This is a genomic window from Streptomyces liliifuscus (assembly GCF_016598615.1).
In the GTDB taxonomy this organism is placed as follows: domain Bacteria; phylum Actinomycetota; class Actinomycetes; order Streptomycetales; family Streptomycetaceae; genus Streptomyces; species Streptomyces liliifuscus.
Window position 1 is genome coordinate 5,370,396 of record NZ_CP066831.1, and the last position, 13,273, is coordinate 5,383,668.

Consider the following 13,273-nt stretch of genomic DNA (forward strand, 5'->3'; position numbering starts at 1 on the left):
CCGCAGGTCAACGGCCCTGAAACCCCCTCCACACGCTCACCTCAGGGGGTGCCTCCGCCTCCCTGAACCGTTCCGCTAAGGGATTCCGGATGAACCACCGCGACCCGCCAGGGATCATCGCCCCGCACATCCCCGCCGACGCCTACCGCCGCGCTGAAGCCACCGGAGCACCGGTCGTCATCGTCGTCCAGACCACCGACCGGACCGGGCGCCCACTACGCCACTACCTCTTCCCGATCGCCGTCGCGGGCGCCGCAACGATGGGCGTCTTCGGCCTCGTGGCCGCGTTCCTCGCGCTGCTCGACTTTGCCGCGCACACCGCCGCCGCGATCGGTGGCGTTGCCGGGACGCTCGGCATCGGCGGCATCAGCCTCAAGCTCGCCCGCCCCACCGGCAAGTAGCTACGCCAAGGGCGGCCCCCCTCTCGCCAAAGAAACGGGGCCGCCCTTGCCAACCAGCATCCGCCAAAGGAACTGGAGACCCCCAGAATGACCCAACCCACCGACAACACGCGAGCGTCCTTACTGGATGCCGCCCTCAACGCCGCTGAGCGCGGTTGGCGTGTCTTCCCGCTCCGTCCCGGCACCAAGCGCCCCGCACTGCACGGGGAAGCGTCCTGCCCCGGCACCGGTCCCTGCGCAAGCGGGCACCGCAAGTGGGAGCAGCGGGCGACCACCGACGCGGACCGTATCCGCGCCACGTGGGCGCGCGGTGTGTTCAACGTCGGGATTGCCACCGGTCCTTCCGGGCTACTGGTCGTGGATCTCGACATGCCCAAGCCCAACAGCAGTGCGGACACGCCTGACGGCGTGACGTCCTTTGAGGCGCTCTGCGAGCGCACCGCTCACGCCGTGCCCGACACCTACCGGACGCGGACCGCGAGCGGCGGACGCCACCTGTACTTCACCGCACCGCCCCACACGCGGATGTGCAACACGGCCGGCACCATTGCCCCGTTGGTCGACACCCGCGCGTGGGGCGGCTACGTGGTCGCGGCGGGCAGCATCATCCCCGCCGGACCCTACGAAGCCGTAGGCGGCTCCGTGGCGGCCCCTGCGCCCGCATGGCTGCTGAGCATCCTCCAACCGGCCCCCAGGGCCGTACAGGCGCCTTCAGTGGCCGTAGTGGGGCAATCCCGTCGATACGCGGACGTAGCGCTCACCGCTGAGACGCGCAACGTCGCGGGGGCCCAACTCGGGGAGCGCGAGGCGAAGTTGTTCCGGGCAGCGCGAGCCCTGGGACGGTTCATCGCGTGGGGCGACCTCCCCCGGCACGAGGTCGAGCAGGCTCTTCAGGAGGCGGGCGAGACGGTTGGACTGCCGCCGTCCCAGTGCCGCGCCACCCTGCGCAGCGCACTCGACTGGTCCATCTCCCACAACCAGCGCCGCCGGGACGCGGCATGAGCGCCCGCCGGCATCCCCCTCTGAAGAGCATCACCCCCACCCCGGACGGTCCGCAGGACGCTCCACAGCCTGTGGACGCTCCGGCCGTGGGCGACCCGAAGGGCGTCGCCGAAGGCGTCCCCATTGCTGTTCGTCCGGACCCGCAAACCGGAGACGGCCGCTACCCCGTGGCGTGGCTGACCATCAGTGTTCCGTACCGCGCCGTGCCTACCGCGACCTCGTGGTGCGCATGCGGCCGTGACCGCAACGCCACCGGAGACGCCGACGTGTGGGCCCTGATCGCCGACCACGAAGCCCACCGCGACACCTGCCCGCTCCGCACCACCCAGGAAGGGAAGGCCGCCGCATGACCGACACCATCGACGGCGCCGCACTGCTCAACGAGGTGGAAGCCTTCCACCGCCGCTTCAACGTCTTCCCCCACGAGGCCGCCTACGTCGCCGTGGCGCTGTGGGACGCCCACGCCCACCTGCTCGACTGCTTCGACTCCACACCCCGGTTGGCGTTCCTCTCACCGGAGCCGGGGTCGGGGAAGTCCCGGGCGCTGGAGGTCGTGGAGACCCTCGTACCGGCGCCGATGACGGCGGTGAACGCGTCCGCCGCCGCCCTGTTCCGGTCCGTGTCCAACCCGAACGGGCGGCCCACGATCCTGTTCGACGAAATCGACACGGTCTTCGGGCCGAAGGCAGGCGACAACGAAGAGTTGCGCGGGTTCCTCAACGCAGGTCACCGCCGTACCGGGGTCACCTACCGGTGCATCGGCGACGGCGGGAACCAGACCGTTCAGGCCTTCCCCTCGTACTGCGGGGTCGCGGTCGCCGGACTCGGCAACCTGCCCGACACGATCATGACCCGCTCCATCATCATCCGCATGCGCCGGCGGGCTCGCAACGAACGCGTGGAAGCCTTCCGTGCCCGCCTGCACGAGGCAGAGGGGCACGCGTTGCGGGACCGGCTCGCCCAATGGGCCGAACACGCCCGGGGGTTCGTCATGGGTGCGTGGCCGGAGATGCCGGACGGCGTCTCCGACCGGCCGGCGGACGTGTGGGAATCCCTGCTCGCCATCGCCGACGCGGCCGGCGGACAGTGGCCCGAGCGGGCACGCGCGGCATGCGTGACGCTGGTGACCGCCTCACGGGCCAACGACAAGGGCAGTCTCGGGGTTCGGCTGCTGACTGATCTGCGTGATCACGTCATGGTCGGCATCGACCGCCTGCCCACGGTCGCCATCCTGGACCGGCTCAACGCCCTCGATGACGCCCCGTGGGCCGATCTGCACGGCAAGCCGCTCGACAACCGGCGCCTGTCGAAGATGCTCGCGGAGTACATGACGGTCGACACCGAGCCGATCGCCTCCCGCAACATCAAGACCGCCGGAAGCGTCCTCAAGGGCTACTACGCCGCCGATCTGTGGGACGCGTGGGCCCGCTACTGCCCCCCACCCCCGGAAAGTCCGCTACCTCCGCTACCCGGCACGGAAAACGTGGCCTGACCAGCAGCAATGCGGTAGCGGCAACCGGCCCCGGTTGCCGCTACCCCGCCGCTACCCGTCCGCTACCGCTACCCCTTCCCGCTACCTCGAACAGGCCCCTGACCTGCGCGGTAGCGGCGGTAGCGGAAGTAGCACCCCTCAGAAGGGGGCCCGACGAGCCCCCCGCCCCGCTCCTTCCTTCTGTCCCAAGGAGTCATGCCGTGGCACGCCCCCAGAAGCTCAAGCTCTGTGAAGTCCTCGCAGAGATCCGCATGAGCCGCGCCGCGTTCTACCGCATGCGCGCCCGTGGCCAAGCCCCCCGCCTCCAGAAGCTCCCCAACGGCGAGATCCGAGTGAACCGCGCCGACTTGGACGCGTGGTGGGCGAGCTGCGACCAGCGCGCCGCCTGATTCGACGCCACATCATCCGAACGCCCGTTGAGGGGACCGCTCCGGCGGTCCCCTCCGTCATGAGGTGATCAATGAAGAGCCACAACGTGCGGATCTGGGGTATCCGCCGCCGCGACAGCAAGTCGGCACCTTTCCAGGTGCGTTGGACCGTGGCGGGCAAGGTCTGCCAAGAGCCCTTTGCTACCAAGACCCTCGCGGACGCCCGTCGTTCGAAACTCGTCACTGCGGTTGGCGCTGGTGAAGCGTTCGACGTCGCTACAGGACTCCCGGCTTCCGAGCTGCGGGAGGCGACGTCTCCGACCTGGTACGAACACGCCTGTGCGTACGCGCTCATGAAGTGGCCCAACGCGTCCGCCAAGCATCGCGCTGGCATCGCAGAGGCCCTGACTGCACTTACGGTGGCACTCGTCTCCACCTCCCGTGGGGCCCCGGACTCTGCCGTCCTGCGCCGCGCTCTCCAGGGATGGGCGTTCAGGGCCACGCTCGGGGACGGCGGGGAACATCAGGCTCTGAAGGATGCCGATCACGACGTTCCGCGCGAGATCCGCAGTGCCCTGGACTGGGTGGCCGGCGCCTCGCTGAAGGTGGTCGACGTGGCCGAGTCGGACAACATCCGCCGTGCCCTGACTGCTCTGTCCAAGCGGCTGGATGGGAAGCGTGCGGCGGACAACACGATGAGGCGTAAGCGCATGGTCTTCAGTAACGCCATGCGGTACGCGGTCGAGCGGGAGGTACTTCCTGCGAACCCCTTGGGCCGAATCGACTGGGCCGCGCCGGACACCACGGATGAGGTGGACTTCCAGTACGTGCCCGACCCACAGCAGACGCGACGGTTGATCGACGCTGTACGGGATGCCGACGTGCGCGGCCCACATCTGCACGCGTTCTTTGGCTGCCTCTACTACGCCGCTATGCGCCCGTCCGAAGTGGCTTCGCTCATGCGGCGGAACTGCAAGCTCCCTGCTGAGGGTTGGGGGGAGTTGGTGCTCACGCAGAGCCGACCAGAGGTCGGGAAGGGGTGGACCGACGACGGCCGCTCGTTCGACGAACGAGGGTTGAAGCGGCGGGCGCGTAAGGCCACACGTCCCGTGCCGATCCCGCCCACGCTGGTCGCGATGCTCCGCGCACACTTGGACCGGTTTGGTACGGCGGCGGATGGTCGGCTCTTCCGTGCACCCCGTGGCGGTCGTATCGGGTCCAACGAGTACACCGACCTGTGGCAACAGGCCCGAAAGGCTGCCCTCACAACCGAGGAAGCGGCCACCCCGCTCGCAGACGTCCCGTACTCGCTCCGGCACGCCGGGGTCTCGCTGTGGATCAAAGCGGGTGTCGATCCGGTGGAAGTCGCGCGGCGTGCCGGTCACAGTCCGGCGGTGCTGTGGCGGTTCTACGCGAAGATCCTTCGTGGTCAGCAGACGGTGTCGAACCAGATGATTGATGCCGCGCTGGCCGATGGCGCCTGACCAGGGCTTATGGCGCCTGCCTGTTGGCCACAGGTTGGCCGCACGCACTGGTCAAGGGTGGGACAACCCGACTCAGGGTGAGACAGGCTGAACACAGAAGGGGTGCCCCTCCGGAGAGGTGCACCCCTTCTGACCTGCATAGCTTCTGACCTGCGCGGTGGGTGTGGGATTTGAACCCACGGTCACATCGCTGCGACGACGGTTTTCAAGACCGTTCCCTTAGGCCGCTCGGGCAACCCACCCCGCGCCGCTGAGAGATCGGCGCGGGGACAAGACTAACCGGTCAGCTGTCGCCCTCGCGCTGGCCCAGGGTGACTTCGGCCGTCTGCTGCTTGCCGTCGCGGGTGTAGGTGAGCTTGACGGTGTCGCCGGGCTGGTGGGTCCAGATCTCGCCGATGAGGGTCGGGCCGCTGTCGATCACCCGGTCGTCGAGCTTGGTGATGACGTCACCGGGCTTGAGGCCGGCCTTGGCGGCGGGGCCGTTCGGCGTGACCGCGTCCGAGCCGCTGGCGCCCTGCTCGGTGATCTTCGCGCCCGTGCCCTCCTCCAGGGAGACCGAGGCGCCGATCACCGGGTAGACGGGCTTGCCGGTCTTGATCAGCTGCTGGGCGACGGTCTTCGCCTGGTTGATCGGGATCGCGAAGCCCAGACCGATGGAACCGGACTGGCTCGTGCCGCCCAGGCCGCCGCTGGAGGACTGGATGGCGGAGTTGATGCCGATGACCGAGCCGTTCGCGTCCAGCAGCGGGCCGCCGGAGTTGCCCGGGTTGATCGAGGCGTCGGTCTGCAGGGCGCTCATGTACGAGGCCTTGCTCTGGGCGCTGCCGTCGCTGGAGGCCACCGGGCGGTTCTTTGCGCTGATGATGCCCGTGGTCACCGTGTTCGACAGGCCGAAGGGCGCGCCGATCGCGATCGTCGAGTCGCCGACGGCGACCTTGTCGGAGTTGCCGAGAGGCAACGGCTTGAGGTCGCTCGGTGCGTTCTTGAGCTTGATGACCGCGACGTCGTAGCCCTGGGCGTGGCCGACCACCTCGGCGTCGTACTTCTTGCCGTTCGAGAACGTCGCCGAGAGCTTGCCGCTGTCGACCGCCTCCGCCACCACGTGGTTGTTGGTGAGGATGTGGCCCTGGGTGTCGAAGACGAAGCCGGTGCCCGTGCCGCCCTCGCCGTTGCTCCCCTCGGCCTCGATGGTGACCGTGCTCGGCAGAGCCGTGGCGGCCACGGACGCGACCGTGCCCGGGTCACGCTTGAGGTCGCCGCCGCTCTGGGAGGCGGCGACCGTCGTGGAGTCCGTGGAGTTGTCGTTGCGGTCGGCGGCCCAGAAGCCGATGCCACCGCCCACGCCGCCCGCGACCAGCGCGGCCACCAGAACGGCGGCCACCAGACCGCCGCGCCCGCCGGACTTGGGCTTGGGCGCGGGCTGTTGGTACGAGGAGCCCCAGACATCCCCAGAGCCGCCCTCGCCGCCGCTCGCGTACGAAGGTGTGGCCGGCGGCGGAGGCGGCCAGGCACCCGCTTCCGGTGCCGGGCCCGCGGCCTCGGGCGCCCCGGAGGGAACCGGGGGCAACGTGGCCGTCGGCGTGTCCCCTTGGGGAGCGCCCGTCCCCTGGGGGTAGGCCGGGCCCTGGGACGGAGCCGTGCCCTGGTGGGGGTCCACAGGGTCCGTTCCCCGCGACACCCCCTGCTCCGGCGGCACGGAAGCAGCAGGAGTGTCCACCGGCACAGGAGGTGCAGACGGGGCCGGGGGTACCGCAGTGCCCTCGTTCTCGGTGCTCACAGCTCTTCCTCTCGATCCACGGCTGTTCATTCCGGTCGCGCCCGGTCACGATCACTCACGTGTGTTCATGACTCCACCCGCGTGTGTTCAGGAACCGGCGCGATTCAGCTGTGCATGTGCTTTTGTATGCCGTCAGCTTTTCCCATGGGCCGTCAGGGCACCATAAGCGGTGCCTGTGACTCCGGGATCTTCATTTATATCGGACAGGTCTGACAAAACCATCGCATGCACCACGCCACCGTTCTCACGCCTACCCACTCGCGATGGCACCATGACGCGGTGACCCACGCACGACAGCACCTGAACCAGGTCGTCGCCCACCGCGGGGCCTCCGACGAGGCCCCGGAGCACACCCTGGCCGCGTACGAGAAGGCGATCGAGGACGGGGCGGACGCCCTGGAGTGCGATGTACGGCTGACGGCGGACGGACATCTCGTCTGTGTCCACGACCGTCGCGTCAACCGCACCTCCAACGGCCGCGGCGCCGTCTCCGCCCTGGAACTCGCCGACCTCGCCACCCTGGACTTCGGCTCCTGGAAGAACCGCGACGAAGCGCCCGACTGGGAACAGCAGCGGCCCCCGTCCTGGGAGCAGCAGTCCGTCCTCACCCTGGAACGCCTGCTCGAACTGGTCGCGGACGCCGATCGCCCCGTACAACTCGCCATCGAGACGAAGCACCCCACGCGCTGGGCGGGCCAGGTCGAGGAGCGCCTGCTCGTACTGCTGAAGCGTTTCGGCCTGGACGCCCCGCCCTCGGCCGCCGAGTCGCCCGTACGCGTCATGAGTTTCTCGGCGCGCTCGCTGCACCGCGTCCGCGCCGCGTCCCCGACGCTGCCGACGGTCTATCTCATGCAGTTCGTCTCGCCCCGGCTGCGCGACGGACGGCTGCCCGCGGGGGTGCGGATCGCCGGCCCCTCGATGCGCATCGTCCGCAATCACCCGGCCTACATCGAGCGCCTGAAACGTGCCGGACATCACGTTCACGTGTGGACGGTGAACGAGCCCGAGGATGTCGATCTCTGTGTCGAGCTCGGCGTCGACGCCATCATCACCAACCGCCCGCGCGCGGTGCTCCACCAGCTGGGCCGCTGACCTGGGGCCCTGCGGGAGTCCCCTGCGCGGCCACCCCCACCCCTCGGCCACACCAGCGAATTCAGGCCACGCGATTACAGGGAGTGCTCCGGCGCGTTCATTCCGTATTCGATCGTTAAGAGTGCGTCACTGCACGTGCATTGGCCGGTTTCCGGTCCAGTCCAGGGGGGCATTCACACCGTGGCGTGGGGCAAAGGAGGTCTCGGGGGTGGCGTTGGTGGTGGCACAGGAGGTGCCCACGTCGTCGAGCATGGCCGTACCCCATGGCCCTGCGGGCGTGGGGGAAGCAAGACACCGGATGCGGGCTCAGCTGCGCACCGGCGGTGTGGCGGAAACGGTCATCGACGATGCCGTATTGATCCTTTCCGAACTATTGAGCAACGCCTGCCGGCACGGCAGGCCGTTGGGTGACGCACTGGCGGGGGACGGCGACGTCCGGGCCGCGTGGCGCGTCGAACCGACCGGCAGGCTCACCGTCGAGGTGACGGACGGCGGCGGTCCGACCCGTCCGGTTCCGGCCACGCCCTCGGTCACCGCGCGCGGCGGTCGCGGGCTGAACATCATCACGGCGCTGGCCGACGACTGGGGCGTCCGGGACGACGCCCGCGGTGAGGTCACGGTGTGGGTGGTCGTGCACAAGGACGCGCACGCGGGACATCGCCGCGACGACTTCGCCTCGCGTGTCACGGCCCCGTCGGTGTCCGCGATACCCGACCTCGACTTCGGGAACGCTTTCGACGGTCTGGACTGAGCCGGACTGAAGACGACCGGACTGAAAACGACCTGAGCGGATCGCGGTCCAAGCCGGGGAGCGCCTGAACCGGCGGCGACCCGAGACGACAGCGACCGGAGACGACAGCGGCCCGAGTCGAGGACGAACCGAGTCGGGGACAACCCGAACCCAGGACGACCTGGTCCGAAGCAACCCGAAGCAGACGGAAGCATTCGTTCAAGGACGAACCGAATCACCGCTTCCGGGACGACTCGGCACGTTGTCCACAGGGTCCCGTGACTCCCCGTACGAGCGGCTAGGCTCGCGCCCGTACGAGTCGAGCCGTAACCGGGAGACATCCACGATGGCCAAGAAGCGACCCCAGACGAAGGCCAAGCAGCCTCAGCTGACGGATGGAGAGATCCCGGTCGTCGGGGCGCGCGAGCCCTGCCCATGCAACAGCGGCCGCCGTTACAAGGCCTGTCACGGACGGGCCGCCGCGCACGCAGTGACCGAATTGGTGCACCGCCCCTTCGAAGGGCTGGCGGGCGAGGCCGACTGGGTCGCGCTGCGCGAGCTGGTGCCCGCGGCCACCGTCGAACTGCATCTGAAGGAGGCGCTCCCGGAGGGCGTCCCGTCGGTCACGCTCGCCACGGTGCTGCCGATGGCGTGGCCCGCGCTGCGCCGCGAAGACGGCTCGGTCCTGATCGGCCTGCAGAACGACACCGCGTCCGGTGACATCAGCCGCGACCTGGCCGACACCCTCGGGCGCGCGCTCACCGCGGAGCCCGGCACTCCGGTCCAGGGCCGCCGCGCCCCGGCCGACGGACCGCGGCTGCAGGACCTCCTCGACCCCGAAGGCGCGTTCGAGCCAGTTGTGCACCCGGGCTTCGAATTCTGGGTTCCGGACGCGCAGAACGCGACCACGGAGGTGACCGCCTCCCTGGAGCGGGCCAACGCCGCCGCCATCCCCACCGTGAAGCTCGCGGGTGTCGACGCCGCGTACTGGTGCGAGACGCCCGACAAGAACCACCTGCGCTGGGTCATGCCGCACCCGGAGGAGCAGCTTCTGGACGCGCTCGCCCGGCTGCACGCCGCGGGCCGTTCGAGCCTCGGCGACGGCACCCGTCTCGTGGGCTCCTTCCGTGCCCACGGCCTCACGGTGCCGGTCTGGGACCTGCCGACCGGTGTCACGGCGGAGGATGTCGAGAAGCCGGCCGCCGAGTTCGCCGAGCGGCTCGCCGGCGCGCTGGCCTCGGACGCACCGCTCACCCCGGACGAGCGCCGGGCGCGCGGCGGTCTCACCAACCGGCAGGTCACGCTCAGCTGAGACACAGCCGGCACCCAGGTGGGACTGGCCGACCGGCCAGTCGGCCGACAGGGCCGTGAACCTGGTGACTCCTGTCACAACTCCCTGTAGTGGCAGGCAAGTCGGTGTCCGAATAGCCGAGATCGAATTTGCGAACCGCCGATCTCTTGTTACCGTTCCATTAGCCCGGTTGCTGGTGCATCCCCCGTCGCCAGCAACCGGGTCTTTTCATTCCCGGATTCGGGCTCCTCGTCGGCAGAAGCCTCAACGCGCAGTCTGCGCAGGTGAGTTGCTCCCCGAGCGCAGCAACAGCGGCCCGTCGGCCCCCCTCGCGAACTCCACGACCGCCGTGTACGCACCCGCGTCTCCCGCCGTGCGCTCCCGCGGTGTCTCACACACCCCCGGCTCGTCGTCCGCGCCCACGGCGCAGTGCATCCGTACGGTTCGGCCGGCGGGCCCCATGAGGGTCAGTACGGACGTGAGATCGTCGCCGGTCGCGTTGCGGTAGTACGTACGCGCCCAGGTGTCCTCCCCCTGGGTGAGCACACAGGTCTGTGCCTCGATGCCGTCGGGGGAGGCGAGTTCGGGACCGCAGCGGGCGGCGGTGGCGAGGCCCAGGCCGAGCGTCAGGGGGCTCTCGGAGGGCGCGGAACGAGGTTCGGGCGCCTGTGGTGCGCCGGCGCGACCGGCGGCGGCAGCAGGCGCGTCGTCGGATACACGGGTGCCCGAGGCACGTACGGCGTCGTCCGAGGCGCGTGAGCCGTCGTCCGAGGTCCGTGGGGCCGCGGAATCCACGTCACCCACAGGTCCCGCGGAGGCCACGGCCAGTGGCAGTGCGGCCATGAGAGCTACCACGCCCGCCAGCGCGATCGGGCGGACTCTTCGAGGGCCTGGGGCTCGTCGTCCCCGGGAGTGACGCAGCATGAAAGGAACATAACGAGCGAGGGCGGGCGCGCGGCTCGCCGCGCGCCCGGTATCCCTACAACTCGGGGGCGCTCACACCCGTACGGGTGAGGGCCTCCACCACCGCGTCCACCACGGCCTCGACATCGGGCACCCAGGGGGCGGCCGATCCGGGCAGCGGAGCCCGCTCCCAGCGGAGCTGGCCCTGGCCGGTCTCGGACGGGGGCAGCGCCACATAGCCGCCCTCTCCGTGGAAGCGCAGCGAGCCCGGAACGTGGTCCTGGGCGTAGAGCAACTCGCCGAGCTGCTCCAGGGAGTACGGCTTCACGAGCAGTGCCCAGCGCGTCGGGGACGCGATCACGGGGCCGAGGCGCATCCCCATGTGGTCGAGCGCGAGGAGCGCGCGCGACGCGGCGAGCGCCGGCAGGCTCACCGCACAGGGGGCCTTGTCCCCGGTGGCCAGGATGATCGGCGCCGTAGGCCGGTTCGTCCACCACCAGCGCACCATCCGCTCATCGGTGGTGGCCGCGAGGAGGCCGGGGTCGAAAGGATGGGCACCGGGCACTGTGCATTCCGGGTCGGGGCACGCGCATCGGGCCCGCCCCTGCGGGTCCGCCGCCACTCCCGGGAGTACGGGCCACTGCCATGCGGTCGCGAAGGTCAGGGCCGCGCCGAGCATCTCAGGCTGTCCGCCGTTTCGCTTGGACAGGAGCCTGCGTCGCCTTCCGAGGATCTCGCGCATGAGCGCTCGTTCCTTTCCGTTGCACGCCTGGCAACACCGAGGACCACATCACACCATGTGTCGATCACTTCACTGTGCGTACCTACTGGCGCATCACACCCCCGTCCGAGACAAGGGGAACCCCTATGGGCCGAGCGTTTGGCTGCGTCCGCGTCCATACTGCGTCTGGCAAAAGCACGGGCATGGCGTGGGGTGGCGGCGCCTGGCGTTTGCCGTCGCGCGTATTTCTCGCCGCCTCCGCCACGGGAGGATGGGGCACGGTCGTCGGTGGTTAAGACGCCCGGGTCCGTCGCCAGGTTCCGGGACGATCCCAACCACCCCTGGCCTTCACCGAGTACGTACCCATCACGACCGCTGTGACGCTCTGTCGAACAAGGCCAGTCGACCTCAATACGCCGAGACTCGAGTCAGTTTTAAGCCAACTTTGCATTTCCGCAACGGTCCCACGGACACCAGGAATCCCGGCAGGACAATGCTGGACATCCCCTCACGAGTGCGTGTACATGTGGAGACACTGCTAGCGGCGCAGAATGACATGGGGGTTTGCGATGCTATTGAGCAATACGCACCGGTCGGAAAGCCGGACGCCATGAACGCCCCTCACCTCCCGAAAGTGGCCGGAATCGATTCAACGGTTCCATCGCCCACACACACTGTCGCGCCCGCGCCTGCCGCCCCGGGTACCTCTTCGACCACTTCTCCACACGCCCCCGGGGCCGTTCTCCAGGACAGACTCGCAGGTTGGGTCTCTGATCTCACCACTCTGCACGAACTTACCGAGCGCCTGGCGCGCACCGCCGCGCTGCCGGACGCGCTGCAGGAGCTGTTGCGCGCCGGAGCCGCCCTCGTGGGCGCCCGGCGCGGTCTCGTGGTCCTGGAACCGGGCGACGGACTAGGCCCCGACACCACCATCGGCCTGGGTCTGGCCCGAGCCGATCTCGGCCACATCGAGACCGTCCCGCGCAGCGCCATGTCGTACGGCAAGATCCTCGACGGTCTCCCCGGGGGCGAGGGCGAGATCGCCCAGCCCGATCTGCTCTCCGAGGACGGCCTCGACCCCCGCCACCGCGAGGTCGCCGCCCGCCTCGGCTACGCCGCGAGCTACGCGCTCCCGCTGTCCACGGAGGCCGCGGGCCGCCTGGGCGCCGCCGTATGGCTGTACGACGAGCCCGCCGAGCCCGTCGAGCGCCAGCGGCACCTGGTTGGCCTGTACGCGCGCTACGCGGCCGAGCACCTGGCCCGGCTGGTGGAACTGGACCGCACGCGCGCGTGCATGACGACCATCTCCGAGGAACTGCTCCCCTCGCGGCTGCCCCGCGTCTCCGGCGTCCAGCTCGCCGCCCGGCACCGCACCGGGCCGCGCGGCGGCGGCGACTGGTACGACGCGCTGCCACTGCCCGACGCGGCGCTCGGCCTCGCGGTCGGGTCGGTCACTGGTTCGGGGCCCAGCGCGATCGCCGCCATGGGCAGGCTGAGGGCCTCCCTGCGGGCGTACGCGGTGATGGAGGGCGAGGACCCGGTCGCCGTCCTGTCCGACCTCGAACTGCTGCTGCGGCTGACCGAGCCCGCCCGTTCCGCCACCGCCCTGTTCGCGTACTGCGAGCCCGCGCTGCGCAAGATCACGCTCGCCGGGGCCGGGCACAGCCCGCCGCTGGTGATCGGCGAGCGGCGCACGGAGTACGTGGAGACGTCCCTCTCGGCGCCCCTGGGGATGCTCGCCTGCTGGGAGGCGCCGAGCGTGGAGTTCCAGGCCGAGGCCGGAGAGACGGTTCTGCTCTACACGGACGGGCTGCTGCACCGCACCGGCGACCCCATGGACCGTGCCTTCTCGCGGCTGCACGCGGCCGCCGCGTCCGTGCCCCGCGCGCTGCGCACCGACCCGGGCGCGGTCGCCGATCACGTCCTGCGGAGTGTGCTGCCGGACGGACTCGACGTCGTCGACAGCGACGAGGACGTGGTGCTCCTGGCGGCACGCTTCGAGTGAGCGTCCG

13 protein-coding genes and 1 tRNA gene are annotated in these 13,273 nt (G+C 69.9%); 10 read left to right on the forward strand and 4 right to left on the reverse strand.

Annotated elements, in window-relative coordinates; all coding sequences use genetic code 11:
• Nucleotides 1-89 precede the first annotated feature (89 nt).
• The 6 genes from JEQ17_RS22955 to JEQ17_RS22980 all read left to right on the forward strand — a co-directional run bounded on the left by JEQ17_RS22955 (nucleotide 90) and on the right by JEQ17_RS22980 (nucleotide 4,747).
• The gene (locus JEQ17_RS22955; RefSeq protein ID WP_200396980.1) at nucleotides 90-401 is read left to right on the forward strand and encodes a hypothetical protein; all 312 of its coding nucleotides are present in this window, start codon (nucleotides 90-92) and stop codon (nucleotides 399-401) included.
• An 87-nt stretch (nucleotides 402-488) separates the two neighbouring features.
• On the forward strand, nucleotides 489-1,403 hold the full coding sequence (locus tag JEQ17_RS22960) for a bifunctional DNA primase/polymerase (protein ID WP_200396981.1): 915 nt from the start codon (nucleotides 489-491) through the stop codon (nucleotides 1,401-1,403).
• On the forward strand, nucleotides 1,400-1,753 hold the full coding sequence (locus tag JEQ17_RS50130) for a hypothetical protein (RefSeq protein WP_234048323.1): 354 nt from the start codon (nucleotides 1,400-1,402) through the stop codon (nucleotides 1,751-1,753). Before JEQ17_RS22960 ends, JEQ17_RS50130 begins: the two co-directional genes overlap by 4 nt.
• Nucleotides 1,750-2,895, forward strand: a complete 1,146-nt coding sequence (locus tag JEQ17_RS22970) for a DUF3631 domain-containing protein (RefSeq protein ID WP_200396982.1) — start codon at nucleotides 1,750-1,752, stop codon at nucleotides 2,893-2,895. The genes JEQ17_RS50130 and JEQ17_RS22970 overlap by 4 nt, the downstream gene beginning before the upstream one ends.
• A gap of 200 nt (nucleotides 2,896-3,095) precedes the next feature.
• The gene (locus JEQ17_RS22975; protein WP_200396983.1) at nucleotides 3,096-3,284 is read left to right on the forward strand and encodes a helix-turn-helix transcriptional regulator; all 189 of its coding nucleotides are present in this window, start codon (nucleotides 3,096-3,098) and stop codon (nucleotides 3,282-3,284) included.
• A gap of 71 nt (nucleotides 3,285-3,355) precedes the next feature.
• Nucleotides 3,356-4,747 carry a tyrosine-type recombinase/integrase gene (locus JEQ17_RS22980; RefSeq protein ID WP_200396984.1) on the forward strand — a complete coding sequence of 464 codons (1,392 nt, stop codon included), beginning with the start codon at nucleotides 3,356-3,358 and terminating at the stop codon, nucleotides 4,745-4,747.
• Nucleotides 4,748-4,902: 155 nt separating this feature from the next.
• On the opposite strand, the gene JEQ17_RS22985 is transcribed toward JEQ17_RS22980, so the two are convergent.
• Both JEQ17_RS22985 and JEQ17_RS22990 read right to left on the reverse strand, forming a co-directional pair.
• A tRNA-Ser gene (locus JEQ17_RS22985) sits at nucleotides 4,903-4,989 on the reverse strand.
• 41 nt (nucleotides 4,990-5,030) lie between these two features.
• Nucleotides 5,031-6,524: a S1C family serine protease gene (locus JEQ17_RS22990; protein ID WP_200396985.1), complete on the reverse strand. Its 1,494-nt coding sequence runs from the start codon at nucleotides 6,522-6,524 to the stop codon at nucleotides 5,031-5,033.
• A gap of 279 nt (nucleotides 6,525-6,803) precedes the next feature.
• Here JEQ17_RS22990 and JEQ17_RS22995 point away from each other — a divergent pair, with 279 nt between their 5' ends.
• The 3 genes from JEQ17_RS22995 (at nucleotide 6,804) to JEQ17_RS23005 (ending at nucleotide 9,658) form a co-directional block, all read left to right on the forward strand.
• A complete protein-coding gene (locus tag JEQ17_RS22995; protein ID WP_200396986.1) occupies nucleotides 6,804-7,616 on the forward strand; it encodes a glycerophosphodiester phosphodiesterase in 813 nt (270 codons plus the stop codon).
• 121 nt (nucleotides 7,617-7,737) lie between these two features.
• The gene (locus JEQ17_RS23000; RefSeq protein ID WP_200396987.1) at nucleotides 7,738-8,367 is read left to right on the forward strand and encodes an ATP-binding protein; all 630 of its coding nucleotides are present in this window, start codon (nucleotides 7,738-7,740) and stop codon (nucleotides 8,365-8,367) included.
• Nucleotides 8,368-8,692: 325 nt separating this feature from the next.
• The gene (locus JEQ17_RS23005; protein WP_200396988.1) at nucleotides 8,693-9,658 is read left to right on the forward strand and encodes a DUF5926 family protein; all 966 of its coding nucleotides are present in this window, start codon (nucleotides 8,693-8,695) and stop codon (nucleotides 9,656-9,658) included.
• 243 nt (nucleotides 9,659-9,901) lie between these two features.
• Here the strand turns inward: JEQ17_RS23005 and JEQ17_RS23010 are convergent, their stop codons facing one another.
• Nucleotides 9,902-10,561 (reverse strand): hypothetical protein, encoded by a 660-nt coding sequence (locus JEQ17_RS23010; RefSeq protein WP_200396989.1) that lies wholly within the window; start codon nucleotides 10,559-10,561, stop codon nucleotides 9,902-9,904.
• Nucleotides 10,562-10,616: 55 nt separating this feature from the next.
• Nucleotides 10,617-11,282 (reverse strand): bifunctional DNA primase/polymerase, encoded by a 666-nt coding sequence (locus JEQ17_RS23015; protein ID WP_200396990.1) that lies wholly within the window; start codon nucleotides 11,280-11,282, stop codon nucleotides 10,617-10,619.
• Between the two features lie 472 nt (nucleotides 11,283-11,754).
• Here JEQ17_RS23015 and JEQ17_RS23020 point away from each other — a divergent pair, with 472 nt between their 5' ends.
• Complete coding sequence (locus tag JEQ17_RS23020) at nucleotides 11,755-13,266, forward strand: PP2C family protein-serine/threonine phosphatase (protein ID WP_200396991.1); 1,512 nt, start codon at nucleotides 11,755-11,757, stop codon at nucleotides 13,264-13,266.
• Nucleotides 13,267-13,273 lie beyond the last annotated feature (7 nt).

Bases quoted from the DNA above. Each gene is read 5' to 3' on its own strand.
- JEQ17_RS22955 (WP_200396980.1), top strand. From the start codon at position 90: ATGAACCACCGCGACCCGCCAGGGATCATCGCCCCGCACATCCCCGCC.
- JEQ17_RS22960 (WP_200396981.1), top strand. From the start codon at position 489: ATGACCCAACCCACCGACAACACGCGAGCGTCCTTACTGGATGCCGCC.
- JEQ17_RS50130 (WP_234048323.1), top strand. From the start codon at position 1,400: ATGAGCGCCCGCCGGCATCCCCCTCTGAAGAGCATCACCCCCACCCCG.
- JEQ17_RS22970 (WP_200396982.1), top strand. From the start codon at position 1,750: ATGACCGACACCATCGACGGCGCCGCACTGCTCAACGAGGTGGAAGCC.
- JEQ17_RS22980 (WP_200396984.1), top strand. From the start codon at position 3,356: ATGAAGAGCCACAACGTGCGGATCTGGGGTATCCGCCGCCGCGACAGC.
- JEQ17_RS23005 (WP_200396988.1), top strand. From the start codon at position 8,693: ATGGCCAAGAAGCGACCCCAGACGAAGGCCAAGCAGCCTCAGCTGACG.
- JEQ17_RS23010 (WP_200396989.1), bottom strand. From the start codon at position 10,561: ATGCTGCGTCACTCCCGGGGACGACGAGCCCCAGGCCCTCGAAGAGTC.
- JEQ17_RS23015 (WP_200396990.1), bottom strand. From the start codon at position 11,282: ATGCGCGAGATCCTCGGAAGGCGACGCAGGCTCCTGTCCAAGCGAAAC.
- JEQ17_RS23020 (WP_200396991.1), top strand. From the start codon at position 11,755: ATGCTGGACATCCCCTCACGAGTGCGTGTACATGTGGAGACACTGCTA.